The organism is Paenarthrobacter sp. R1 (assembly GCF_030264015.1).
Lineage (GTDB): Bacteria > Actinomycetota > Actinomycetes > Actinomycetales > Micrococcaceae > Arthrobacter > Arthrobacter ureafaciens.
In genome coordinates, this window is record NZ_CP127115.1 from 3,756,504 (window position 1) to 3,782,188 (window position 25,685).

Here is a 25,685-nt window from a genome sequence, read left to right on the forward strand (position 1 = left end):
CGGCGGCCGATGGCCCGTTTTCATTTTTGCCCGGCACCGCTGGTAAACTTTCGGGGATACCTTGGCGAGGGAGAGCACCCCTGGTTTCACAACCGGGAAAGTGTCTCCGTCATCGACTGGGTCTGTAACCTCCTTCGACGAAGGCGGGCCGGCGCTCAAGCCCGGGCCCGCGGGCGTGGAAGGTCACTCCAGACCTCCGCCCTTGCTGATCACCACGCCGCCTCAGCGGCACACCAGTAATCAAGGAGTACACATGTCTGAGCAGAAGCTCGCAGCAGAACTGCGCACCGAATTCGGCAAGGGCTACGCCCGCCGTGCCCGCGTCGCAGGCCGCATCCCCGCAGTCATCTACGGCCACGGTGCCGAGCCGGTCCACGTAACCCTCCCGGGCCGCGAGACCACCTTGGCAGTCCGCGTTGCCAACGCCCTGCTGAACCTGGACATCAACGGTGAAGCCCACCTGACGATCGTCAAGGACATCCAGCGCAACGCGATCAAGCAGACCATCGAGCACATGGACCTCCTGACCGTCCGCCACGGCGAGAAGGTCACCGTGGACGTTCCCGTTCACGTAACCGGTGAAGTTGCTCCGGGCGCCGTTGCCAACCAGGAAGCCGTCACCATCTCCGTTGAGGCCGAGGCAACCCACCTGCCGACCGCCCTCGAGGTTGACATCGAAGGCCGCGAAGCCGGCGCGCACGTCCACGCTTCCGACGTCGTGCTCCCCAAGGGCGTCAGCCTGCTGACCGAAGCCGACACCCTGGTGGTCAACATCTCCGAGGCCACCGCTTCCGCGGCCGGCGAAGAAGCTGCTGAAGGCGAAGAGGCTCCTGCAGCCGAAGAAGCCGCTGAGTAGTCTTCTGACTGCCTGAGGCTGTTATTGCCTTGAGAGTGGCCGGGTCCCATGGGGGTCCGGCCACTTTCCTTTGTCGCCTGACCTGCACCTTCTTCCATTCCCTAGGATTGAATCCATGACTGACACCTGGCTCATTGTTGGCCTCGGCAACCCCGGCAGCGAATACAGCGGCAACCGCCACAACGTGGGCCAGATGGTGCTGGATGAACTCGCATCCCGGATCGGCGGCAAGTTCAAGGTCCACAAATCCCGCGCCCAAGTGGTGGAGGGCCGTATGGGCATCGGCGGCCCGCGCGTGGTCCTTGCCAAGCCGATGACATACATGAATGTTTCCGGCGGGCCTGTCTCCGCGTTGGCCAAGTTTTTCGATGTGGCTCCGGACCACGTGATCGCCGTCCACGATGAGATCGACATCCCGTTCAACACGGTGAAACTGAAGATCGGTGGCGGGGAAGGCGGCCACAACGGTCTTCGCGACATTTCCAAGGCCCTCGCCACCAAGGATTACCTCCGGGTCCGCGTGGGCGTGGGACGTCCTCCGGGGCGCATGGATACAGCCGACTTCGTGCTCCGTGACTTCGCCACCCCGGAGAAGAAGGACTTGCCGTTCCTGCTGGATGAGGCGGCTGATGCCGTGGAGCTCCTTATCACTGAGGGCTTGTTGTCCGCCCAACAAAAACACCACGCCGCGCGATCTTGAGCAAATCTTGAGGAAAGCCTGATCAAAGCCTTACGGTCGATGGGACCCTTGGCCCTATAAAGTGTCGCGCCCCGGCGGTAGTGTGCATGGTACGCAGGTGCACGGGGGAACTGAGCGAGGGGTGCGGGTGTCGGCGGAGTTGCTTAACAGGAACCGGGGAGGCGCGGCCAGGGCTGCGGCTCCCGATCTTGTTGGCGGACCATCCGACCGTCAAACGTGGTCCCTCCTGGCCAGGAGCCATGACTTGGCGAGGGCCGGCAAGCACCTTGAAGCTCCGGACTCCTACGGCGTGATACTCACCGGAGACCGGGGCATCGGAAAATCCGGACTGGCCCGCGCCGTGGTTGCTTCCCTCGGCCCGAAGATCCACAGCCTGCAGTTGCGCAACACTTTGGCCGGCGGACAAACCCCGTACGGGTGCCTCGGCTTTCTCCTGGCCCGCCTCCCTTCGGAAGCAGTGAGTACTCCCACCGGGATCCTGCACTCGGTGACGTCCCTGATCCGGGCGGAAGCGGCGGGACGCCAGACGGTGTTCATCGTGGATAACGCCGGAGGCATGGACCCCATGAGCACCGGCGTGCTGCTCAATCTCATGGCCACTGGAACGGCCAAGGTCATTGCCACCGTGCAACGCGCCAGCGACCTCCCTGCAGATTTCCATCGCCTGGTCCTGGAGGGCCAGTTGGGCGAGGTCCATCTGAACACTTTGACGGAGGAACAGACCAAGCAAGTGCTCGGCTCCGTGCTGGGACATTACGTGTCGTCCACACTGGTCGGCTCGCTGCACTCGGCCGTGGGCGGCAACCCGATGCTGCTGCACGCCCTGCTGGATGAACAGCGGCACTCCGGCAACCTGGTCCTCAATGACTCGGTGTGGACGTTGCGCGACCGGATCAAGCTCGAAGGTGCCACGGTGGTGGAGGACTTTGTCCGTTCCAGGCTGGCGCGCGAACCACAAACCAACCGGACCGTCATTGAAATCCTGGCGTGTGCGCAGCGCGCAACCCTGGTGGACCTCGCAGCGATTTTCAGCACCGAGACCCTGGTGGAGATGGAGGAATCCGGTTTCCTGACAATCGACCGCGCCGGCGAGCACTGGGTGTCGCTCCGTGATCCGTACCTCGGCGAAGTGGTCCGCGGTTGGCTCAGCACCAGGCGCCGGAGGGAACTGTGGTTGATGCTGCTGGGGCCAAAGGAACCCGAACTCGAGGGCCTGGCATCGCAGGACCTGTTGAGCTACGCGGCGTGGATGCATGCCTGCGAGGATGAGCCGTCGCCGTCGCCTGCCCACGCGCTTGCCGCGGGTCGGGCAGCCTTGGATGATTACGATCCCAACTTCGCCATCCAGTGCACCCTCTCCCTGGACCCGAAGGACCCTGAATGGGTGCCGGGGCAACGGGTGAAAGCAGCCGCATACCTGATGCTCGATTTGCCGCTGCATGCCGCGCAAGCCCTCGATGAGGTCACTGAGGACCAGTTGGCAGCATTGGAACCCGTTGAATTCGCGGAAATCATGGCGGCCAAGTGTCAGGCGATGACGTGGATCGACGGCCGCTCCGGTATGGTTCCCGGCGTCATTGCGGAGGCCAACGCTGCCCTGGATGACATGGAGGCCAGGGCCGGGCACGGAGCGCGTGCCTTCCGCCTTGCCAGAAACCGCATGCGCTTGTGCAACTACGAGTACCAGACCTACATGGGAGAGTACGCACGGATCATCGAGGACCTGGAAGCGGAGCTGCAGCAGGACCCGGACTTCGACCGGGAGCACTGGCTGCGGTCCGGTTTCTTCCTGATCGAAGCCCGCTGCATCCTGGGCCGGGAGCTGGAAGCCCAGCAACTGGCCCGCAGCATGTCCCAGGCTCTGCGTGAGGCAGGGAGCCCCGCGCCGTTGGAGGAGGCCCTGGCCCGGCATGCGTTCCTGGCCCTGTTGTTGTCCGGCCAGTGGCGTAAGTGCATCGAGCTCATGCGCCGCGCCCCGTCCAAGCCCTCCCGCCTCCAGTTCCGTGGCGCCATCACTGAGCTGGGCATCGGCCTGGCCTACGCCTATGCAGGCAAGCCCTCCAGCGCCATTGAACCGCTGCGCTCCGCGGCTGCCCAACTCGAGCTTCGCCCGGCCATGAACCTGGTTAAGGTCGCCTACGCCGCCACGGCCTTCGCCTACGCACAACTGGGCAACTCCTTGGAAGCCGGACGCTACCTGGACCTGTACCGGACTTGCCGGGGGACGGGCACGTACTTCTCGGAATCCGTGGCCGGTTTCTGCGCGGACATGGCCGGCCGCTGGATGGGTGACCCCGACGTCAAGCAGCGGCTCCTGGCGAAGGTCCGCGAGGACTTCGACAACCAGCGGTTTACGACCGCGGGGATCTGCCTTTTCGGCGCGACGGTCGAAGGTACGGACGCCGAATACCGCCTGCTGGAGGACATCGCCGGACACCGCCAGGGTCCCCTGGCCGAAATCTCCGGACAACTGGCCAGGGGCTCCCTGGGCCGCAGCTCCAAAGCCCTTTTGGCCGCCGCCGATGCCGCGGCAGCGCTGGACCTGCTGGTGGTGGAGGCCCGGTGCGTCGCCATGGCCCTGGACTTCGCCCGCGACGCCGGCGAGACCACCACGGCCAGGACGGCCCAGCTCCGCCTGGAACGGCTCGAACAATCCGTGTCGGCCCTGCCGATCCAACCTCGCAGTGACGCGCCGGTGTTGACCGAGCGCGAACGGCAAATCGCCAAACTCGCTGGAAAGGGTGTCAGCAACCGTGAAATCGCGATGGATATTGGGGTGTCTGTGCGCACAGTGGAAGGCCACCTCTACCAGGTGTTTACCAAGCTCGGGGTGTCGTCGCGGGGTGAGCTCAATGGTCTCCTCTGAGCAGGCATACCCGGTGACGGACTACTCGGTGAGATTCGCCGATGCAGGCTGAGTACCTGGTGGGCCGGGAAGCAGAGTTGGACCTGGCCACGGAAATTTTGACACAGGAAGGCGCGGGGGCAGTACTGCTCATCGCTGACCCGGGCATCGGCAAGACGGCCATGGCGGCAGAGCTTGCCTCCCGCCTGTCCGGCGAAATGGTGGTGATGCACGTCCACGGCAGTCCTGCATTGTCCGCTGTTCCGTTCGGGGTGCTGGCGCCGTACCTGCTGGACCTGCCGGTAGACCAAGCCACCTCTCCCGTGGCCATCTTGCGGGAGTTCTGGTCCCAGTTCGAAAAAAGGCGGGGCAGCGAAGGCAACCGCCTGTTGCTGGTGGTTGACGACGCCCACGATCTGGATGAGGGGAGCACGCAGATCCTCGCTGAGTTGGTGACGGCGGGTTGGGCCAGGTTGGTGGCTACGAGCCGCCCGAGGCCCGGGCTCCCGCCCGCACTGCTCCAGCTCTGGTACGACGGCTTGGCCGAACGCCTGGAGCTGCACCCCTTGGAGCAGGAAACCGTCACGGAACTGGCAGAGAAGATGCTGGGCGGAACCGTCATGGCCAGCACCGCCGACGTCCTGCACACGGTCTCCGAGGGCAACCCGCTCCTGCTCCGTTCCTTGGTGGAGGATGCCAAGGCTGACGGGAACCTCGTCAGGCGCAACGGAGTCTGGTTCCTGACCCGCGCCCTGACCGGTAGCGGCGAAGGGTTGGCAGAGGTTGTCCGGAACAAAGTCCTCCGGACCAGCGAGGCAGAACGCGAAGCGATGTTCGTGGTGGCGTTGTCCGAGCCGGTCCCGGCGGCCGTGCTGGATTCACTGGTCGGCAGGGAGACCGTCCGCTCGTTAATGGACAACCGGCTGGTCCTGTCCACGAACGGCATCGGAAGTCCCCTGAAGATGTGGCACCCGATGTACGGGGAAGCCCTGCGCCAGATCGTGTCCCCGGCGCGCAGCCTCCAGATACGCCAGCGGATGGTCCACCACCTGGCCGCGGAACCGGCCACCGCTGAGGGTTTGCTGCGGATGGTGAGCTGGGCGCTGGACTGCGGGGCCGACGTCGAGGACGAACAGCTCCTGCAGGCCGCTTTCCTTGCAGCGAAACTGCTGCAAAACCAGCTGGCCATGGCGGCGGCCGCGAAAGTGCGTTCAGAGGTGCTGCGCCCCCGGGCCCGCGTGGTCATGGCAATGGTCAGCTATAACGACGGCGACTACCGCGCCGCCGTCCGGCTGCTCGAGGAAGACTCGGGTTTCCTGGACGCAGATCCGTCCGGTCCTTTGGGAGCAGGCCTCCTGTGGGCGGCCGCCCGATCTGCACTGGGCGACTCGTCGGCTGATATTGCCGCTGACGCCCGGGCCGCGGCCGAGGGCCTGGCTGCGCGGCACAGCGCGGATCCGGCTAAGGTGGCCGAGATCAGCCGCCACGCAGACGCCTTGGAACTTGCGGCCTTGGCCCACTCGGGCCTTTATGCGGAACTGCGCGAAGGGTTGGAAAAGTTCGAGGCCGGCATGGCGGCCGATGAGCCTGACTTCGTCATGAACCAACTCTTCCTGCTTGCCATGACGTGCGAGCTCCTCATGGTAGAGGGCCAGGCGGTCCAGGCCTTGGACAAGGGGCGGGACGCCCTGGTGCTCCTGGACGAACACAAGGATGATCTCCTCTACTTCAGTGATTTCATCGTGGTCCGGTACGCGCTGGCAGCCCTGGAAGCCGGGGAATGGCCGGCCGCGGAATCTGCGCTGGACCGTTACGCGGCAAGTTCTGCCATGGGACTGATCATCTTTGGTGGAGACATCCAGACGCTCCAAGGCTTGTCCCTGCTGCGTCAAGGCCGGCTGGAGCAGGCCGCTGCGGTGCTGACGCCTGCTGTGGAAGCCCTCAAGGTCAGGGACCCCCAGCGGTTGCGGCGACTGGGCGTTGCGGTGGCCTTCTATGCGGCGGCGCGGACGGGCGACAAGGATCTGGCCAGGCGCCTGGCCGGAGAAGTGGACACGGCCGCGGCCGGCGGAGCCTACATCGAAGCCCTGGCTGAACTGTTCGTACTGGCCGCCAAAGAACACCTGGACAGGGGCACGGGGCTGGAAAAGCTGCGCGAGCTGCCGGAGTCATCCGCCCTGCACCGGTTGCCCGGAGTCCTCCTGCAGAATGTCGTCCTCCGTGCCGAGCTCGGCGACCTTCCCGCCATGGAGGTCATCCGGGATACCGCTTCGCCCATGGGTGGATCGTGGGCCAACGGCTGGGAGTCCTTGGCGGTGGCCCAGCTCGGCGGTGCAGGGGACGGCTTCGTCAACGCCGGCAACCTCCTTGCCGCGGCAGGCATGCCCGGGCCGGCCGCTGTGGCATTCGATAAGGCGGCCAACGCCTTCGACGCCGAGGGCAAGCGTCCCGAAGCGCGGCAGGCGGCGGTGCTGCGTGATGCCAGTGAAGCCAACCTCGGCAGTGCCCTGGTCCATGACCCGCACACGGAAACCGACCGGTCCGTCCCGCTGACCCGCAGGGAACAGGACATTGTAGCCCTCGCTGTTTCCGGACTCACTGACCGGCAAATCGCAGAGAAGCTCATGGTCTCGGTGCGCACCGTGGAGGGTCACCTCTACCGCAGCTACGCAAAACTGGGCATCCGGCGTCGTGAAGATCTGGGTGCTGCGGTCCGCAGCTGAAGGCGCGTTCCGAGTACCGTCCAAACCCTGTGGGGACCACTGGCCCGCGCCACTCAGCGGATTTAACCAATGAATGGAGTAATACCTGCTTGCGGTGCGCCGGGACCAAGTAGTGCACCCCGAAAGGACTGAGTACAAAGGAGTACCCGGGCCCGCAAACAGCGTAGGGAATCGAGTACCAACTACTGGTGATCCGGTTTCGGCCAGACGGTTAACTGTTTCTTGGAAGGACGGTTAGCCCCAAGCATCGCCGGAATTCCAGTCGCAACAGTCGCATCGGTGGTCTCTTTGAGCCGGTGCTCCGGCCGTCGCAAGACGGTCCGGCCCTGGACGAAGCCGGCGGCGACAGAGTCTTCTGAGACCGAGACTCTCCCCCCAGCCGTCGCCGGCTTCTAGGCCAGGGATCCGCGCTCGCGGAAACTCAACCTTCTCCCCGAACAAGGGACTTTTGCTGCTTATTGGAGTGCGCATGTTGCCGGACCCTTGGCTGGACGAAGACACCGTCGCAGCAGGGTTGGGGCCATCGGCACTTCCGGACCGCCGGCAGCTCCTGGAACTCATCGTCGGAGCCATAGCGTCACCGTCAACCAACGGCATAGTGGTGGTGGGGGACAAAGGCTCAGGCAAGAGCCACCTGCTGCTCTCCATCCAGGCCGGATTGCCCGAATCGATGGATGTCCGAACATTTGCAGGCACGCCTGAACTTGAAGCCGTACCTTTTGGAGCCCTGACATCGCGCGCTGAAGCTGCGGGGGAGTACTCCGGTCTTCCGGGGCTGCATGTTTTCCGGGCGCTCACCGCAGCCCTCGGTCCTGCCGACTATTTGTATACGCCCGCGCCGCGCCGCCGCGGCCGGAAAAGCATGACGGCGCAGCGGCGTCCTCCGCTGGTGCTGTTGGTGGACGACATCCATCACGTCGACCCGGACTCGTTGGCTGTATTGCTGCAGTTGATGCCCGGGTTCGGTGCCACCTTGGTGGCTACCGCGGACAGCAGGAGGCCCTTGCCGCAGGACCTCTACCAGCTATGGGAAGACGGCTTCCTTGAGCAGTATCTCCTGCCGCCCTTCACCTTCCAGGAAGCCCAGGCGCTGTGCGAGGACCTCCTGGGCGGACGGATGCAGCGCCGGGTCAGCAGCGTCTTTGCGGTCATCAGCGGTTTCAACGTGGGTCTGTTGTGCCTTGCCGTCGAGGACGCCCGGCGAGCGGAGTTGCTGGTGCATCGGCGCGGATTCTGGACCCTGGACCCGCGTGCCCGCTGCCGGTGGCCGGGCGTGGTGGAACACGTGGCGGCAGAAAATGCCCTCTGCCCGCCCGAGGAACGCCAGGCGTTGGAGGTCATCGCGCTGGGGGAGCCGGTGGCACTGGAGACCGTGGAACGCAGCTTCGGGCAGCGGACCATGGACGACCTGCTTGCGGCAAGCCGGATCCGGCTGATCCCCGGCAGCCCGCCCATGGTCCGGACCAGTTCCTGGCTTTGGGGCGAGGGCACCCGGCTGTCCGTTCCGCGTTCGCGCAGCACGGCCCTCCGGATCGGCGTCGAGGGTCCCAAGCTGACCAAGGAGTCCGCTCCGGCGATGCTGCGCTGGATGACCTGGACACTGGACTCCGGGCTGAGCTTGTCCGATGAACTGATCCTGTCTGCTGCGCCTGCCGCGGACAGTCCGTCCACCGCAGAGCTGGCCCTCCGCGCCGCCGCAGCCGTCAAAGAACCCGGGAATGTGCCTGAAGCCAAGCTCTTGAGGGCCCGGGCCCTCATTGCCGAAGGCCAACTGCAGGCGGCCACACCCGAACTGCGGGCACTGGCCACCGCGGATCGGCAGCCGGGTGTGAGGTCCGCGGCGGCCAACCGGCTGGCGGCCTTGAGCCTTATGGGCGCGGCCCCGGTGCCGGCAGCTGCTGATGTCTCCGAACCGGCAACGACCATCCTCGACGCCGTCCGGGAGTCCGGACAGTTGCTCAAGGCAGGAAACGCCCCGGACGCCCTGGCGAGGTCGACGGCGGCCGTCCTGGCCATCGGTGCAGACCCGGATGCGGAAATCTTCCGGCCGGGTGTCCTGCTCCGTCACGCCATGTGCCTGCGCCACAACCTCGCGTGGGCGCTCTTGGAAACGGTGCTGCACACACGGGCGAGCTATGCCATGCCCGCCCATCTGGCCGGCTGTCTTGAGGTTGCCCGGGGCTATGCACAGTTGAGCCAGGGACTTCCCCGCGCTGCCCGCCGGACGCTGGAACCGGTGGTTGCCGACATGGCCGACGCCGGCCTGCCGTTGGTCGTGGCTCTCGGCGCAGCCATGCTGGCATTCTGTGAAGCACAGGACGGCGCCGGGCGGGAAGCACAGTCCAGCATCGTCCAAAGCGAGGCGGCCTTGGCCGAAGCGGGTCCGGGGGCAGCCGCCACGGACTCCGGGTTGTTGCGTGAGTACTGTGCACTCTTCATCGCCGCGGCCCAGGACTACGTGGCTGGTCCAGGTGCCCTGCTTGCCCTCGCAGGGAAATTCCAGGCGGGGAACTCCATGATCGCGGCCGAGGCCCTCTCCCTCCTTGCGCTGAAGGCCGGTTCCGCCGTCGTCGACGATCTGCCGCTGTTGAACCGCCTTGGCGGGCTTGCCGAAAACCTGGAGGGCGCGGGCGGGGTCTCCATGCGGACTTTTGTGCAGGCCTGGTGCGACGGGGAGCCCAGGGCCCTGGAGGCCGCGGCCCGCAGCCTGTCCGGGAACAGGCAGTTCGCCCATGCTGTGCTCTGCTGCGCCGCAGCGGCGGACAGGTATGAAGCGCGCTCACGCGGCGCAGCGAGCCGCCGGTCGTCGCTGATGGCGGAGCGGCTGCGTGCGGTGATCGACAGCGGGAATGTTCCCCCGCTTGGCTGGCTTCCGGGACCGGCGGGGCGCTGACGTGCCCGAAAGCACATCAACGGTTGAGGCCACCCGTGGGATAATTGAGTGTCCCTGAAGGCTTTCCAAGGAGTCACCCTTGACCGTCGTATCAACTCCCGCATCGCTGCAGCAGTCCGTGCAAGCCATGGACAACGCCGAGGTGTTGAGGATCCGGAACGACTTCCCTGTCCTGAACCAGCAGGTCAACGGCAAGCCACTGATCTACCTGGATTCCGGCGCAACCTCGCAAAATCCGTTGAGCGTGATCGAAGCCGAGCAGGAATTCTACGAACAGCGCAACGCGGCAGTGCACCGCGGCGCCCACCATTTGGCCGTCGAAGCCACGGAGGCGTTCGAGGACGCACGGCAGACCGTGGCGGACTTCATCGGTGCCCGTTACGAAGAGACGGTCTGGACCTCCAACGCCACCGAAGGCCTGAACCTCATCAGCTATGCGCTGTCCAACGCCGCGCTATGGGCCGCCCAGGGGCGCGGTAGTTCGGCCTTGAAGGACCTCTCCATTGGTCCGGGGGACCAGATCGTGGTGACGGAAATGGAGCACCACGCCAACCTGATCCCGTGGCAGGAGCTGGCATTCCGCACCGGTGCCACCCTCAAGTACATCCCCGTCACTGACGAAGGAACGCTGCGGCTGGATGCCGCGGCGGAAATCGTGGGGGAGCGGACCCGCGTGCTGGCCTTCACGCACGCCTCCAACGTCCTGGGCACCATCAACCCCGTGCGTGAACTGGTCGCCCTTGCCCGCCGTGCCGGCTCGCTGGTGGTCCTCGACGCCTGCCAGTCCGTGCCGCACATGCCTATCAACGTCAAGGACCTGGACGTTGACTTTGCGGTGTTCTCAGGCCACAAGATGCTGGCACCCACCGGCGTGGGGGTGTTCTACGGCAAGCAGGAGCTCCTGGATGTGCTCCCGCCGTTCCTGACGGGTGGTTCCATGATCACCACGGTCACCATGGACCGGGCAGAATACTTGCCGGCACCGCAGCGCTTCGAGGCCGGCACCCAACGGATTTCCCAGGCAGTCGCCCTCGCTGCGGCCGTGAACTACCTGTCCGAAACGGGCATCGACCGCATCCACGCGTGGGAGGCCCAGTTGGGCGAGCGGCTGGTCAAGGGCCTGGAATCCATCCACGGAATCAGGGTGGTGGGCCCGGCCTCCGGTTCCGAACGCATCGGCCTGGCCGCGTTCGACGTCGCCGGCGTGCACGCGCACGACGTCGGACAGTTCCTTGATGACCGCGGCATCGCCGTCCGCGTGGGGCACCACTGCGCGCAGCCGCTGCACCGCAGGCTCGGCCTCACCGCCACCACGCGGGCCAGCACCTACCTCTACAACACCACCGACGACGTCGACGCTTTCCTCGATGCCGTATCCGGCGTGCGGGCCTACTTCCAGGCCTGACGCCGGTCCTTCAACCTTCGACGAACAGGCAAGCACCATGAGTCTCGACCAGTTGTACCAGCAGATCATCCTGGACCACTCCAAGCAGCGCCACGGCAGCGGCCTGGCCCGGACCGCCGCACCCGAAGGCGCAGCAACAGGGCAATCACACCAGCTCAATCCGGTGTGCGGTGACGAGGTCACCCTGCGCCTTGCCGTAGCCGATGGCACGGTGCAGCAAGTGAGCTGGGACGGTGCCGGCTGCTCCATCTCCATGGCCTCGGCCTCGGTGTTGAGCGAACTGGCGGAAGGGCTGTCCGTGGAGGAGTTGCACGAGGTCATCGACAACTTCCGCGAGGTCCTCCGGTCCCGGGGCAAGGTCCAGGCGGACCCGGAGATCCTTGGGGACGCCGCAGCTTTTGAAGGCGTGTCCCGCTACGCGGCCCGCGTCAAGTGCGCCATGATTTCCTGGGTGGCGGCCGAGGACGCCCTCAACCAGGCCACAACAGCCTAGCCGCGGGCGAAGACGTCCGGTACGCCGTCGCCGTCGTCATCCCGTGCTTCTTCCGCCGCCACCAGACGGTAGCGCCGGTTGCGGGCCTTGAGCACTATCGCGGCAAGCAGTGCCGAGATCAGCGAACCTGCCAGGATGGCCACCTTGGCGTGGTCGTTGTGGGCGGACCCGGACCCAAAACTCAGCTCGCCGATCAGCAGCGACACCGTGAAGCCGATGCCGGCGAGGAGCGCCAGGCCGAAGAGGTCGATCCATGAAATGCTGGGATCCAGGCTGGCCCGCGTCGTCTTGGTGACCAGGAACGTGGTACCGAAGACGCCGACTGCCTTGCCGATGACCAGCGCCGCGATGACTCCCACTGCCACAGGATCCTGCAGCGCGGCGGCCATCCCGTCAAAGCCTCCCAACGCAACGCCCGCGGAGAAGAAAGCGAACACGGGGACAGCGAAGCCTGCCGAGAAGGGACGAAGGCGGTGTTCGAAGCTTTCGGCCAGTCCCTCCGCCGGTTCCCCTTTCTTTCCGCTCGCGGCCACCGGCACGGCGAAGCCGAGGATCACCCCGGCAACCGTGGCGTGAATACCGGAGGCGTGCACGAAGCCCCACGTGGCGAAGGCCAGCGGGAGCAGCAGGTACCAGCTGCGGACCCGCTTCTGGACGAGGAAGGTGAACAGCGCCAAAGGGACGAGTGCGGCCAACAGCATGAGCGGTTGCAGCCCGGTTGAGTAGAAGAAGGCGATGATGCCGATGGCGATCAGGTCGTCCACCACGGCGAGCGTCAACAGGAAGGTCCGCAGGGCTGCCGGAAGGTGGGTGTTGATCACAGCCAGCACGGCCAGGGCGAAAGCGATGTCCGTGGCGGTGGGAATGGCCCAGCCTTTGAGGGTTTCCCCGGCAGAGCCCAGGTTCACCAGCACGTAGATCAGTGCCGGTATGACCACCCCGCCAAAGGCTGCGGCGACGGGAACAACTGCTTTGGCGGGAGAACGCAGCTCTCCAGCCACGAATTCCCTTTTGAGTTCAAGGCCGGCGAGGAAGAAGAAAACGGCCAGCAAGCCATCGGACGCCCAATGGCCGAGGCTGAGCTCCAGGTGCCAGGGCTCGTAGCCGATGGTGAAGTCCCGGAGGGCGAAGTAGGCATCGGCTGCGGGGGAGTTGGCCCAGAGCAGTGCGGTGACTGTGGCGATGAGGAGGAGTGCTCCGCCCACGGTTTCCGCGCGAAGGATTGCGAGGATCCGGCGGTACTCGGGGTAGGTGGAGCGGGTGAAGATCGTGGGCGAGCGGTCAGCCACAGGGGCTCCTTGTCCGGTTCGGGGTATTCGGGGTATCACAATGACTCCGCCGACCAGACTTCCCGGCACACCAACGTCCATCCTACCCAACTGGGTCGCAGTAGTGCGCGTTTAGAGACGTCATAACGCGCATAACTGCGACCCAGTTGGGGGAAATTAGGGGAGCAAAACCGCGACGCCGATCGCCGCCGTCGCGAGGCCCAGCACCATGGAGATGGTCACCAGGACCACGTGCACGGTCAGGAACCGGGTCGCCTTGCCCGACGCGTCCCGCGCACGCGGATCCTTCATCACGCGTTTGAGGAACTGCGGCCACACAACCAGTGACCAAACGCCCGCGACGATCAGGACAACCGCCAGGATTGCGGGAAGTTCCACGCTAGTGGCTTTCTAGCCAGGCCTGGGCCTGCTGGGACTGGATGTTCAGGGCCTTGCCGACCATCGGTTCCGCGGCGTCGGCGATCTTGCCGCCGAGGAACGGAACCGAGGACTTCACGTTGCCCTCCAGCTCGATCCGGGTGCTGCCGCCTTCAGCCACCAGGCGCTGGACAGCGGTGACATCCAGGGGCGCACCGGCCACCTTCAAGGCGATGGTGCTGGCGCGGGATCCGTCAGCTGCCGGGGCCTCCCACTGCTCGGTCTGGGTGACCGTGAGGCTCTCGCCGACGAACTTGCGGGCGATGTCCGGCAGTCGCGTCGTGGGCAGCGTGCGGACGGTGGTGGTGCTGAACGCGCCGGCGGTGTCACCGTCGATCGTGAACGATTCCAAGGAGCCGCCCACCAGTTCGCTCGTGTGACGCAGGAAGTCCTCGTCGACGAATACAGCGGCGACGCGGTCAACGCTATGCGGCAGGGTGGTGGATGCGCTCAGGGCCATGGGTCCTCCGTGGATGTGGTGGTGTTGAAGCTCTTTTAGCTCCCAACATCCTACGGGGTGTCGCTGGCCGCGCCCGAACCGGCCCCGGCTGCACCCTGCTCGCGGGATGCTTCCTGCAGGGCCGTGGCAGCCGCGGAAATGTTCCGCGCCATGGACGGGAAGATCACCCCGTGGAACGGGTAAACGCCCAGCCAATACAACCGTCCTGCCAAGCCGCGCGGGAAGAAAATGGCGCGCTGGCGATACAGGCTGCCGTCGCCGTCGGGCTCTACCGCCAACTCCAGCCACGCGCGCCCGGGCGCCCGCATCTCCGCCCGCAGGCGCAGCAGGTGGCCACGGTCAATGGCCTCCACCCGCCACCAATCCACCACCTCGCCACTATTGAGAGTTTTAGGATGGCGCCGCCCGCGCAGCAGGCCGGCCCCGCCCTGCAGTTTGTCCATCCAGCCGCGGATACGCCAGGCCAACGGCAACGAGTACCAGCCGTTCTTGCCGCCGATGCCTTCGATGATGGTCCACACATGCTCCGGCCGGGCGGGACTGTGGAACTTCCGTTCGTCCACGTACACCTTGTACCCGGCCCAGTCGGGGTCGCTCGGGAGGGGATCGGAGTCCACGCCGGCGTTGGCCCACGTGGTCTCCACCTGCCCGTCGCGTTCCTTGCCCAGCGCCAGGGCAACAGCACGGCGGTACGGGGTCAGGCCGCCGTCGGGCAGGGGAATGTAACGGTCGACGTCGTGCTCCCGCGACACAGCGTCGTGCTGCAGTGACTGCACCAGGGGGAAGGACATGGACAGCGGAATCGGTGTCACCAGGGCAACCCATAGCCCGGCCAGTTTCGGTGCGGGAACCGGCAGGGCAATGACCAGCCGCCGGGGGAGGCCACGCTCCACGGCGTACTGGTTCATCATGTCCTTGTACTTCAGGACGTCGCGGGAACCGATGTCGAAGGTTCGGTTGAGCTTGTCCGGAAGGGTGGCAGCGGCAACAAGGTAGTGGAGCACGTCCCGGACCGCGATCGCCTCGATCCGGTTATTAACCCAACTGGGCGCCGGCATGACGGGAAGCGTGTCAGCCAAATGACGGATCATTTCGAAGGACGCGGAGCCCGAGCCGATCACCACGCCCGCTTGGAACACGATGGAATCAACCCCGGACTCCAGGAACACCCGGCCCACCTTCTCCCTGGAACGCATGTGGGTTGAAAGCAGCGCATTGTCAGGATGGAGCCCGCCGAGGTAGACGATCCTGGATACCTTGGCGGCTGACGCGGCAGCTGCCACCAGGCGGGCCATCGCTTCTTCCTTCGCCTCGTAGCCGCCGCCCGATGCCATGGAATGGACCAGGTAATACAGCACGTCCACGCCTTCCATGGCCTTCGCTGCGGTGTCCTGGTTGTCCAGCGAATCCTGGATGATGTCCACGTCGCCGTGCCACGGGACGTCAGCGATCTTCTGCGGGGAGCGGACCAGCACTTTCACCCGGTGGCCGGCCTCGAGCAACCGCGGAACCAGGCGGCCGCCGATGTAGCCGGTGGCGCCCGTTACCAGGACGGTCTTGCGGGAAGGTTGCGGATCAGGCTGGCTTTCAAGCGGTTGCTGTTCAGGCGCTGGCTGCAAAGGAACTCCTGGGGCTGGAGGGAGGGGTAGGCTGGAATCAACCCGGCATTCATTCGAATTTCCGGGCATTTGTGTTGCCTGCCCTTGGACCCACCCTAGGAGTTTCAGCCATGAGCCTCAACGGCCTGCGCCGCGCACTGGCGGAAGACAAGACTTTTGCGCGCGTTCGAACAGAGGCTGGGCGGCCTTTCGAGTCCCGAAGCACCGACTATCAAATCAGCGCGCCCACCGGCATGCGGTCCGTCCTGCTCGCCGAAATGGCCGACGCCCTGGCCACCGGTGCCGCCGGTGATCCGGTGGTACTGGCCGTGACAGCCACCGGGCGCGAGGCCGAGGACCTCACCGCCGCGCTCGCCTCCTACCTGCCCGCCGACTCCGTTGCCACTTTCCCCAGCTGGGAAACCCTCCCGCACGAACGCCTCTCGCCCCGCTCTGACACGGTGGGACGCCGCCTGTCGGTCCTGCGCAGGCTCGCCCACCCGGAAAGTTCGACGGCGGCCCCGCTCCGGGTGGTGGTGGCACCCGTTCGCGCCGTGGTCCAGCCGATTGTGGCCGGCTTGGGCGACCTCGTCCCCGTCACCTTGAAGGTAGGGCAGGAGCGCTCCTTCACCGACGTGGTGAGGGCGCTGTCCGACGCGGCCTACGCCCGGGTGGACATGGTGACCCATCGCGGTGAATTTGCGGTGCGCGGCGGCATCCTGGACGTCTTCCCTCCCACGGAAGACCACCCCATCCGCGTGGAGTTCTTCGGCGATGAAATCGACCAGATGCGCTGGTTCGCCGTGGCCGACCAGCGGTCGTTGTCCGCCCCGGGCATCCACCACCCCACGGAACTCCACGCCCCGCCGTGCCGCGAAATCCTCATCACCCCCGCGGTCATGTCCCGCGCGGCCAAACTGAAGGCGGACATGCCGGCCGCGGCCGACATGCTGGAGAAGATCGCCGGCGGCATTGCCGTGGAGGGCATGGAATCCCTGGCGCCCGTGCTGGTGGACGCCATGGTTCCTTTGGTGGACCAGCTGCCCGCAGGCTCCATGACGGTAGTCATTGAGCCGGAGAAGGTCCGTACCCGGGCCCACGACCTCGCGGCCACCAACGAGGAATTCCTGGAGGCTGCCTGGTCGACGGCGTCCGACGGCGGCGCCGCGCCTTTGGACTTGTTGTCCCGGGCGTCCACGGACCTGCATGCTGCAAGCTTCCGATCCCTCACCGACACGCGTACCGCAGCACTGGAACACGACGTTTCCTGGTGGTCCATCACTTCCCTTGCCTCCGACGAGGACCTGGTCCTGGACATCGACGTCCTCAACCTGCACGCCCGCGAACCGCGCGGATACCAAGGTGACGTGGCTGAAATGCTGGAGTTCATCGGCTCCCGCGTCCGCGACCAGTGGCGGATCGTGGTGGTGACGGACGGTCCGGGTCCGGCCCAGCGCCTGGCCGAACTGTTCCACGACGCCGAGATTCCGTGCAGCCGGGTGGACTCCCTGGACAAGGAACCGCAGCCCGGAATCATCGAGGTGACCTGTGCCGCCGTCGGACGCGGTTTTGTGCTGGACGGGCTCAAACTGGGCCTCCTCACGGAAGCCGATTTGCTGGGACGGGCGTCGGCAAGTTCCACGAAGGACATGCGGCGCATGCCGTCCAAGCGGCGCAATGCCGTGGACCCGCTGCAACTGCATGCCGGCGACTTCGTGGTCCATGAGCAGCACGGAATCGGCAAGTTCGTTGAGTTGATCCAGCGCAAGGTTGCCGGTACGTCGGCCTCCGATTCGGGCCTTCGGGAGTATTTGGTCCTGGAGTATGCCCCCTCCAAGCGCGGGGCTCCGGGGGACCGGTTGTTCGTTCCCACCGACCAGCTGGACCAGGTGACCCGCTATGTAGGCGGCGACGCTCCGGCCCTGAGCAAGATGGGCGGCGCCGACTGGGCCAGCACCAAGTCCAAGGCGCGCAAGGCCGTGAAGGAGATCGCCGGGGAGCTGATCCGCCTTTACTCGGCGCGCATGGCCAGCCGGGGGCACGCCTTCGCCCCGGACACCCCGTGGCAGCGCGAGCTTGAAGAAGCCTTCCCGTATGTGGAAACACCGGACCAGCTGACCACCATCAATGAGGTCAAAGCGGACATGGAACGCGAGATTCCCATGGACCGCCTGGTGTCCGGCGATGTTGGCTACGGAAAGACCGAAATCGCAGTCCGGGCCGCGTTCAAGGCCGTCCAGGACGGGAAGCAGGTGGCCGTCCTGGTGCCGACCACGCTCCTGGCACAACAGCATTATGAAACTTTCACGGAACGCTTCAGCGGGTTCCCCCTGCGCGTTAAGCCCCTGTCCCGTTTCCAGACCTCGAAGGAGGCCAAGGAAACCGCCGAGGGCGTCAAGAACGGTTCCGTGGACGTCGTGATTGGAACCCACCGGCTGCTGTCCAAGGATTTCGAGTTCAAGGACCTCGGCCTGGTGATCGTCGACGAAGAGCAGCGGTTTGGCGTGGAGCACAAGGAAGCGCTGAAGAAGATGCGCACCAATGTGGACGTCCTGGCCATGAGCGCCACGCCGATTCCGCGTACCCTGGAGATGTCCCTGACAGGCATCCGGGAGACCTCCACCTTGGCCACCCCGCCGGAGGAACGCCACCCGGTGCTCACGTATGTTGGCCCGTACACGGACAAGCAGACCTCGGCAGCTATCCGCCGCGAGCTCATGCGTGAAGGACAGGTGTTCTTCGTGCACAACCGCGTCTCTTCCATTGAGCGTGTTGCGGCACAGATCCGAGAACTGGTTCCTGAGGCCCGCGTGGAAGTGGCCCACGGGCAAATGTCCGAAAGCCGCCTGGAAAAGATCATTGTGGACTTCTGGGAGAAACGCTTCGACGTGCTGGTGTGTACCACCATCATTGAGACCGGCCTGGACATTTCCAACGCCAATACCCTGATTGTGGACGGCGCGGACAAGTATGGCCTGTCCCAGCTGCACCAGCTCCGTGGCCGGGTGGGCCGTGGCCGCGAACGCGCCTACGCCTACTTCCTGTACCCCTCGGAAAAGCCGTTGGGCGAGGTGGCGTTGGAGCGCCTCAAGGCCGTGGCTGCCCACAACGAGCTGGGCGCCGGCATGCAGCTGGCCATGAAGGACCTCGAAATCCGCGGTGCCGGCAACCTCCTGGGCGGCGAGCAGTCCGGCCACATCCAGGGCGTGGGCTTCGACCTCTACATCCGCCTGGTGGGTGAAGCCGTGGCCGAGTACCGCGGAGACGCGGAGGAGAAGGCTGCGGAGATGAAGATCGAGCTTCCCGTCAATGCGCACTTGCCGCATGACTACGTGCCCGGAGAGCGGCTTCGCCTGGAGGCCTACCGCAAGTTGGCGGCCGCCGTCACCAACGAGGCCATCGAGGAAGTCCTGGCCGAACTCGTGGACCGGTACGGCGAGCCCCCGCTGCCCGTGCAAAACCTGATCGCCGTGGCGCGCTTCCGTGTGGGGGCCCGCGAAGCCGGCCTGTCCGACGTCGCGCTCCAGGGAAACTTCATCCGATTCTCGCCGGCGCAACTGCCCGAATCCAAGGTCATGCGCCTGAACCGCATGTACCCCGGTTCCCAGGTGAAGCCTGCGCTGGATGCCGTGTTGATCCCCAAACCCAAGACCGCCCGGATCGGCGGACGCGACCTGCAGGACGCCGAAATCCTGGAGTGGGCCAACAACGTCATCGAGGCGATCTTCGCCGATGTACCCGTGAAAGCCGGCTGACTTCAATGATGGGAGGACACCACGCCGCGTCGGGAGCCGCGGCGTGGATCGCTATTGCCTCGACCGGGCCGTACGCACTGGGCTGGTATCCGCTGGATTCCACCGGCATCCTCATCGGGGCCATGGCGACGGCGGGAACAGCACTCGTGTGCGACTGGGACCACCGGCACAGCACCATTGCAAACTCGCTGCCCCCGGTCTCCAACGTGATCGCCGTGGGCATCGAGAAGGCCAGCGGCGGGCACCGCCAGGGGACGCACTCGCTGCTGGGAGCCTCCGCCTTCGTGGTGCTGGCCGCAATGGCCGCCCAGTTCCAGATGGTCACGCCGGTGGGGAAGTTGTCCGTGGGCGCAGGACTCCTGTGCATGTTCATGATCAACCTCGCGGCCAAGGCCCTGAAGCTGTTTCCCAAGTCCGGCTGGATCACCAACTGGATCTTCGCCCTTGTCATGGCCGGATTGGTGACGTGGTTCGCTCCGGACCAGTGGGGTTGGCTTCCTTTGTCCATGCTGACGGGCGTGGTGGTCCACATCGTGGGGGACATGATCACTGTGGGCGGTGTGCCCCTCTTATGGCCCATCGTCATCAAGCCGCCTAAGTTCCTCCGCAAGTCGGCCATCAAGGGGATCTGGCGGCCGAACGGCGCGTTTTCCCTGCCCTTGCTCGGCCGCGCGGGATCCCGTCGCGAGTGGCTGGTGCTGATCCCGGTGAGCGGCTACGCCATGGTGGGAATGGCCGTCTCCGCCTGGACCCTTGCCCGGCAGCACTGGCCCGGAATGGTGGCTGCTTTGGGCGGTGCACTGCAGCTTCCTTGAGCTCCCTGTTGGTCCATTGCTTGAAACGTCCATCAAATTCGCGTCATGACTCATGGCCTCCCTCCACATCCAAACGGGCGCCTTTGCCCCGGTAAGACTTTGGTTTGGGGAACTTGGAGGTTCACATGGATTTGTTCCGTTCGCACGGCATCCATTCAGGCAGCAAGGAAAGTGAGGCACAGCGACGCACCCAATCGTTGCGGCGCTCACACGTTGACCTTGAGGTAATTATTCCGGCGTACAACGAGGCTTCGAGGATGCCCGGCACGCTGCGACAGACAGCCGACTTCCTCGCCGCGCAGCCGTGGTCTTCGCGGATTGTGGTGGTGGACAACGCCAGCGTGGACGAAACGGGGCCGGTGGTCCGGAAACTGTCCAGGGAAGCGGGAAGCCCGGTGCCGATCTCGGTGATCGGCTGTGCCCGCCGTGGCAAGGGCGCTGCCGTCCGTCGGGGGCTCCTGAGCGGGACCTCGCGGTTCACTGGTTTCTTCGACGCCGACATGGCCACTCCCGTGGAGACCCTGGCTGCTGCCATGTCCCACCTGCAGCATGGAGCCGCAGCCGTGATCGCGTCGCGGCATGCGCCCGGCGCCACTCTTGTCCGGCCCCAACAGTTGGGCCGGCGCCTTGGCGGCAGGGCGTTCAGGGCGTTGACCAGGACAAAGGTCAAGGGCATCGCGGACACACAGTGCGGCTTCAAGTTCTTCGAACGTGATGCGCTCACCGCTGCCATGGTGCAGTGCCGGGCAACAGGCTTCGCCTTCGACGTCGAGCTGCTTCTCAGGCTTCAACTCCAGGACGCACCGATTGTTGAACTGCCGGTCGCATGGACGGATGGCGCATCGTCGTCCTTCCGGCCCCTCCATGACGGTGTAGCCAGTTTCGCCGCCGTCTTCCAGCTCCCAAAGTCAACGCCGTGACCGCGGTACTGACGCACGAAACCGCCGTCGCGCGGCTCGCTGGAAAACACGTGCTGGTCCTCAACTGGCGCGACGTGTTGCACTCACAGGCCGGCGGGGCAGAGCAATACATGCACGAGATTTCCCGGAGGTGGGTTGAGCACGGAATCAAGGTCACCTGGTTCACCGGCCGGGATACCGGACAGGCCGCAGCTGACGTCATCGACGGCGTCCGGGTCCTGCGTGCCGGCGGGCCCCTGGCCATCTATGCCCGGTCAGCACTCAAGCTTCTGAGGTCAGGCGAAACGTTCGATGCAATTGTTGACTGCCAGAACGGAATCCCCTTCTTCTCTCCGTTGTTCGTACCGGCTGATACCCCGATCGTCCAACTGATCCACCACGTCCATCAGGAGCAGTTCGCCACGAGGTTCGCTCCTCCGCTGGCAGCCCTTGGCCGCTTCTTGGAGAACAGCGGTGCGAAGGCGGTCTACGGTCAGAGGGCCATTGCGGCAGTGTCGGTGTCCACGCGGCTGGAGCTGCGCAAGCTTGGCTTCACCGGTCCCGTGCATGTGGTCCCGAACGGCACCATCGACGTGCCCGCAAGGCCGGGGCCCAGGGATCCGGAACCAACCATTGGCGTCGTCAGCCGGTTGGTTCCCCACAAGCGGCTGGACTTGTTGCTGGGGCAGTTCGCGGTTGCGGCACGGAGTATTCCGAATCTGCGCCTGGAAATCGTGGGAGACGGTCCGGAGAAGCCCCGTTTGCAGCAGTTGGCCATGGACCTCGGACTGGACCACGCAGTGACGTTTCACGGATACCAGCCCAACGAAGTCCGCGACGATCTCTTGAACCGCGCCTGGCTCACAACATCGACCTCCGCTTCCGAAGGTTGGGGATGCTCGGTAGTGGAGGCCGCAGCGTGGGGCGTCCCCTGCCTGGCATTGCAGGTCCCGGGAATCCGGGACTCAGTGGTGGGTGGGCGGACGGGCTGGTTCGTGGACACACCCACGGAACTTGGCGCTGCCATGGTTTCCGCGTTGGAGGCTTTGGCTGATGCGGACATCGCCGAAGCCATATCTGCCCAGTGCCAGGAGTGGGCCCGGTGCTTCACCTGGGACCGCTCCTCGGAATTGCTGGCCGGAGTCCTGCTGGAGGAGACCCTGCGCCGCCGGGGCGTTGATGGCTATGCCAGCGTTTCGGACATGTCCACCGTGGCACGCTTCGAACTTCCCGCGGGAGTGGATCTCGGAAGCATACGGAGCGTCCTCAGGCCCACGGATGAAGTGCGGGAGACCGAGGGCGACGTGGAAGTGCTCATCAAAGGGCGCGATGAATTCGAGGCGTTCGCTGCCTTGAAAAGCGTGGGTGTGATTGCCGCGGAGGTGCGGCCGGCAGGGAGGAGCAGCCTCCTCGCCGGACCGGGCAACGGGTTCACTCCTGCCGACGCTGTTCATGACCTATAGCGGGACACGCTCCGGCAGCGCGCCGGCAAACCGAAGCCGTGCCAAAGCCGGCCAGGCAAGCAAAGTAGCGGAGAACAGCGGCATCCTGGCGGTCTCGGCGGGACTGGTGGGGGTAGTGAGCTACGTCTGCACGCTCCTCATGGCCAACATGCTTGAGACCACCGACTACACGCACTTCGCCGCAGCCGCGATGCTCATGGGCATCGTGGGAATTGTGGCCTCGGCGTTGGTTCCGTTGCCGCTGTCCCACATCGTGGCGGTCCATCCTGCGGGTTCGGAGGAGCGCAGGGACGGGATAGCCTTCGCGGTTTTCGTTTCGTGGGCGGCGGGCGCGGCTTCGGCGCTGCTCACAGGCGGGTTGGCGCTCGTTTTCGCAGGTCCGGACCTGGCGGCAGCTGTGGCGTTGGGCTCCTTGGGGATCTTCGTCGTCACGGCGCATGCCGGCTGGCTTCAGGGCGAGCTGAGATTTCCGTGGTATTCCCTGACCACCATCGTCGAGGTGTTTGTTCGGCTGCTCTTCAGCCTGGTGGTCATCGCCCTTGCCTGGGGCGCGGGGGGAGCAGTGGCTGGATTTGCGGTGGGCTCCCTGGTGCAGTTTGCCGTGCCGCGGTCCTTCTACCGGGATCTGACGTGGCGTCCGGGAGTGCTTCGGGAGAAGTGGCGCTGGGCTGAAACCAGCGACATCGCCTCGGTCCTGTGCGTCGTGTCCGTCCTGGTGGGCATCGACGTCGTCGTGGTCGGTTTCCTGGGCGGCGGCTCCGCGGAAGCGGCAGGCTTCCAAGCGTTGGCCACCATCGCAAAAGGACCTGTTTATGTGGCCGCGGGGACCGCGCTGGTTGCCTTTCCCTTGCTTCGCAGTCCGGGAGCAAATGTCCGCAAGGTCCTTGCAGAAGCTTTTGTCTCCTTCGGGCAGCTCGGGACGGTGGCTTTTGCCGTCATTGCCACGGCGCCACCGATGATGTCAGGGCTCATTGTTCCGCAGAAATACCACGGATCCCTGGGGCTCCTGCCGTGGCTGGCTGCGGCCGGCCTGGGCTATGCGGTCCTGATGGTCCTCACCACGGTCCTCCTGGCCCTGCGCGCCTACCGCCGCTGCCAACTGGGCCTCGCCATTGCCTCCGTCCTGGTGCTGGGTGGCTTGTGGGCCGGCTGGGAGTTTGATGGCGTGCGGGGCATGGCCATTGGTTGTGGCGCAGGTGCCGTGGCTGCGGCTTTGGCGCTGGCTGTCATTGCCCGGCCGGTTCTGGCCGTCCATGCCTCCTCCGGTTCGAAGCGGTCCGGCGTCGCGTGGGCGGCGGGCGTCCTGGCCCTTCTGGTGGTCCTCGGTGTGGCCGCCCGGCTGCAACCCGTTGTGTGGTTGTTGCTGGCCGGCGTCGGCGGAACAGGAGTCCTTGCCCATCAACGGGGACTTCTCCCCACGCGCAACGACCTCCGGATATTGCGACGGCGGCGGGCCACAGGCCGGCGGTCCAAGCTCGTGGGCCGGAGGTCCAAGCTCGTGGGCCGGAGGTCCAAGCCGCAGACACTTTCGCCTGGCCGGCTGGCCCGCATCGGAGCCCGCCTCTCCTCCAACGCGGCCGCCTCGTTCGTGCTGGTGACCGCGGCAGGATTCGGCGTGCGCGCCCTCGGCCTGGAGCGGGGCTTTGAACTCTGGGTTGACGAAATGCTGTACGTCAGGCTCGGCGAATCGGTGGGCGCGGGAGAATTTCCGACGTTGCCTGACGGTCCGTTCTTCCTGCACCCTCCAGGCTACTTCCTGCTCGAAGCCGGCGTTCTCAAGGTGTTCGGCCTGTCCGGAGACATCATCCCGATGACCCTCCAGCTTCGCTGGCTCAACGCTGTCCTGGGAGCCGTCACTGTGGGTTTGGGCTACCTGCTGATCCGCAAACTGGCCGGCTTGGCCGCCGCGTGGCTGACTGCGGTGATTTTGTCCTTCGAGCCGTTTATCCTTCGCAACAACAGCCATGCTTTCCTGGAGACCTCGGCCATGGTGCCGGCGCTGGCCGGGATGGTGCTCCTGGTGGGCAGCCGGGAGGGGGAAGGCCGTCTGCGTTCCTGTGCGAGGTTGGCAGGGGCCGGCTTACTGCTGGGGTACTCGGTCGTGTGCAAGGACTTCTTCCTCATTTGCACTATCGCTACCGTGCTTGCGGCCCTGGCGTGGAAGAAGACGCTCCCATGGCGTCAAGGGCTTGTGGTCACTGGCTTCGGCATTGTTCCCTACGCCGTCTACCTGCTGGTGGTGACTGTCCATGGACACTTCCCTGCGTGGCAGTGGGCCAAGAGCCATGGAGTTGTGCGCATGTCCGGGGTGGAGAAGTCCACCGGGTTCACCGCGGAGGGGTCACCGAGCATTGTCTCCCGGCTGGTGGAGCAGGTAGGGCAATTCGGTACCAGCTATCTCCTCCTGGTGTTGTGCCCCGTTGCTGGATTGCTGCTGTGCTTCAGCATCCACGCCGGACGGCGGCTGATGGGGCTGGCGGGCCTGGCACTTGGCGCCGCGGGTACCTACAGCGCTTTGTTCGGCACCTTTGAGGAACAGTACGGGTACGGCGTCATGGTGGTTGGCGCACTGTGCGCCGTCCTGTTCGTGGTGGAGCTCAGGGAGAGGTTTCCGGGCACCCGCAAGGCGCTGGCCGTGATCGCGGTGATCCACGTGGTGCTCACGGTGGCGCTGGGACTGCGGACCGCCCTGACCCAGGACAACGGATTTGTCCGCGCCGATGAGTGGATCCAGGCCAACCTCCCAGTCGACGCGCGGATCAGCGTCACCAACAGCACGGGGCACTTCGCCTACATGCACGATCCCCGTTTTGGCATCTGGCCGGATGCGCCGTTGATGGAACAGAACGGCGTGAGCTATGTCCTCACCCAATCGAAACCAACGAGGCAGGGCTACGGATACGCCAATCCCGCCATGCTCGCCTGGTTGGAGGAACACGCAACGCCCATGGTCACCACGGCCGGCCCCACCAACGGCGAAACCACCGTCTGGTACGTGGATCCGGCCAAACGTCAGGCAGCAGCCGCTGCCAACGTAGGGGTGCCCTCCAAGAGCTACGGGACAGAAAGGTAAT

At 65.4% G+C, this 25,685-nt stretch carries 16 protein-coding genes; 12 read left to right on the forward strand and 4 right to left on the reverse strand.

All coding sequences use genetic code 11. From position 1 onward, the window contains the following. Positions 1-253 precede the first annotated feature (253 nt). From QN084_RS18085 to sufU, 7 genes are all read left to right on the forward strand, one after another. Positions 254-856, forward strand: coding sequence for a 50S ribosomal protein L25/general stress protein Ctc (locus QN084_RS18085; RefSeq protein WP_069694746.1), 603 nt, complete (start codon positions 254-256; stop codon positions 854-856). A 115-nt stretch (positions 857-971) separates the two neighbouring features. Further along, positions 972-1,556, forward strand: coding sequence for an aminoacyl-tRNA hydrolase (pth, locus tag QN084_RS18090; protein ID WP_021471457.1), 585 nt, complete (start codon positions 972-974; stop codon positions 1,554-1,556). Positions 1,557-1,683: 127 nt separating this feature from the next. After that, a complete protein-coding gene (locus QN084_RS18095; protein ID WP_031216216.1) occupies positions 1,684-4,422 on the forward strand; it encodes a helix-turn-helix transcriptional regulator in 2,739 nt (912 codons plus the stop codon). A gap of 41 nt (positions 4,423-4,463) precedes the next feature. Further along, complete coding sequence (locus QN084_RS18100) at positions 4,464-7,124, forward strand: AAA family ATPase (RefSeq protein ID WP_069694747.1); 2,661 nt, start codon at positions 4,464-4,466, stop codon at positions 7,122-7,124. 469 nt (positions 7,125-7,593) lie between these two features. Continuing rightward, complete coding sequence (locus QN084_RS18105; protein WP_069694748.1) at positions 7,594-10,017, forward strand: ATP-binding protein; 2,424 nt, start codon at positions 7,594-7,596, stop codon at positions 10,015-10,017. 79 nt (positions 10,018-10,096) lie between these two features. Next, positions 10,097-11,422, forward strand: a complete 1,326-nt coding sequence (locus QN084_RS18110; protein WP_069694749.1) for a cysteine desulfurase — start codon at positions 10,097-10,099, stop codon at positions 11,420-11,422. A 37-nt stretch (positions 11,423-11,459) separates the two neighbouring features. Further along, positions 11,460-11,915 (forward strand): Fe-S cluster assembly sulfur transfer protein SufU, encoded by a 456-nt coding sequence (sufU, locus tag QN084_RS18115; RefSeq protein ID WP_062095758.1) that lies wholly within the window; start codon positions 11,460-11,462, stop codon positions 11,913-11,915. Here the strand turns inward: sufU and nhaA are convergent. The 4 genes from nhaA to QN084_RS18135 all read right to left on the reverse strand — a co-directional run bounded on the left by nhaA (position 11,912) and on the right by QN084_RS18135 (position 15,769). Next, positions 11,912-13,204: a Na+/H+ antiporter NhaA gene (gene nhaA / locus QN084_RS18120; RefSeq protein ID WP_259362907.1), complete on the reverse strand. Its 1,293-nt coding sequence runs from the start codon at positions 13,202-13,204 to the stop codon at positions 11,912-11,914. The genes sufU and nhaA overlap by 4 nt on opposite strands. A 156-nt stretch (positions 13,205-13,360) precedes the next feature. After that, complete coding sequence (locus QN084_RS18125; protein WP_021471450.1) at positions 13,361-13,582, reverse strand: SCO4848 family membrane protein; 222 nt, start codon at positions 13,580-13,582, stop codon at positions 13,361-13,363. Position 13,583: 1 nt separating this feature from the next. Continuing rightward, positions 13,584-14,081, reverse strand: coding sequence for a DUF2505 domain-containing protein (locus QN084_RS18130; RefSeq protein ID WP_021471449.1), 498 nt, complete (start codon positions 14,079-14,081; stop codon positions 13,584-13,586). A 50-nt stretch (positions 14,082-14,131) separates the two neighbouring features. Then, on the reverse strand, positions 14,132-15,769 hold the full coding sequence (locus tag QN084_RS18135; protein WP_031216215.1) for an SDR family oxidoreductase: 1,638 nt from the start codon (positions 15,767-15,769) through the stop codon (positions 14,132-14,134). Positions 15,770-15,810: 41 nt separating this feature from the next. Here QN084_RS18135 and mfd point away from each other — a divergent pair, with 41 nt between their 5' ends. From mfd to QN084_RS18160, 5 genes are all read left to right on the forward strand, one after another. Beyond that, complete coding sequence (gene mfd / locus QN084_RS18140) at positions 15,811-19,434, forward strand: transcription-repair coupling factor (RefSeq protein ID WP_069694750.1); 3,624 nt, start codon at positions 15,811-15,813, stop codon at positions 19,432-19,434. A 5-nt stretch (positions 19,435-19,439) separates the two neighbouring features. Continuing rightward, positions 19,440-20,249, forward strand: coding sequence for a metal-dependent hydrolase (locus QN084_RS18145; RefSeq protein ID WP_082694444.1), 810 nt, complete (start codon positions 19,440-19,442; stop codon positions 20,247-20,249). Between the two features lie 125 nt (positions 20,250-20,374). Then, positions 20,375-21,169, forward strand: coding sequence for a glycosyltransferase (locus tag QN084_RS18150; protein WP_021471445.1), 795 nt, complete (start codon positions 20,375-20,377; stop codon positions 21,167-21,169). Further along, positions 21,166-22,611, forward strand: coding sequence for a glycosyltransferase family 4 protein (locus QN084_RS18155; protein ID WP_062095766.1), 1,446 nt, complete (start codon positions 21,166-21,168; stop codon positions 22,609-22,611). Before QN084_RS18150 ends, QN084_RS18155 begins: the two co-directional genes overlap by 4 nt. After that, entirely contained in the window at positions 22,601-25,684 is a 3,084-nt protein-coding gene (locus QN084_RS18160) for an oligosaccharide flippase family protein (RefSeq protein WP_069694751.1), read from the forward strand. Before QN084_RS18155 ends, QN084_RS18160 begins: the two co-directional genes overlap by 11 nt. The last annotated feature ends 1 nt before the right edge of the window (position 25,685 follow it).

What these genes read in the sequence shown, in the direction of transcription:
- QN084_RS18085 (WP_069694746.1), top strand. Translation starts at nt 254, where the DNA reads ATGTCTGAGCAGAAGCTCGCAGCAGAACTGCGCACCGAATTCGGCAAG.
- pth (WP_021471457.1), top strand. Translation starts at nt 972, where the DNA reads ATGACTGACACCTGGCTCATTGTTGGCCTCGGCAACCCCGGCAGCGAA.
- QN084_RS18100 (WP_069694747.1), top strand. Translation starts at nt 4,464, where the DNA reads ATGCAGGCTGAGTACCTGGTGGGCCGGGAAGCAGAGTTGGACCTGGCC.
- QN084_RS18105 (WP_069694748.1), top strand. Translation starts at nt 7,594, where the DNA reads ATGTTGCCGGACCCTTGGCTGGACGAAGACACCGTCGCAGCAGGGTTG.
- sufU (WP_062095758.1), top strand. Translation starts at nt 11,460, where the DNA reads ATGAGTCTCGACCAGTTGTACCAGCAGATCATCCTGGACCACTCCAAG.
- QN084_RS18130 (WP_021471449.1), bottom strand. Translation starts at nt 14,081, where the DNA reads ATGGCCCTGAGCGCATCCACCACCCTGCCGCATAGCGTTGACCGCGTC.
- QN084_RS18135 (WP_031216215.1), bottom strand. Translation starts at nt 15,769, where the DNA reads ATGCCCGGAAATTCGAATGAATGCCGGGTTGATTCCAGCCTACCCCTC.
- mfd (WP_069694750.1), top strand. Translation starts at nt 15,811, where the DNA reads ATGAGCCTCAACGGCCTGCGCCGCGCACTGGCGGAAGACAAGACTTTT.
- QN084_RS18145 (WP_082694444.1), top strand. Translation starts at nt 19,440, where the DNA reads ATGATGGGAGGACACCACGCCGCGTCGGGAGCCGCGGCGTGGATCGCT.
- QN084_RS18150 (WP_021471445.1), top strand. Translation starts at nt 20,375, where the DNA reads ATGGATTTGTTCCGTTCGCACGGCATCCATTCAGGCAGCAAGGAAAGT.
- QN084_RS18160 (WP_069694751.1), top strand. Translation starts at nt 22,601, where the DNA reads ATGACCTATAGCGGGACACGCTCCGGCAGCGCGCCGGCAAACCGAAGC.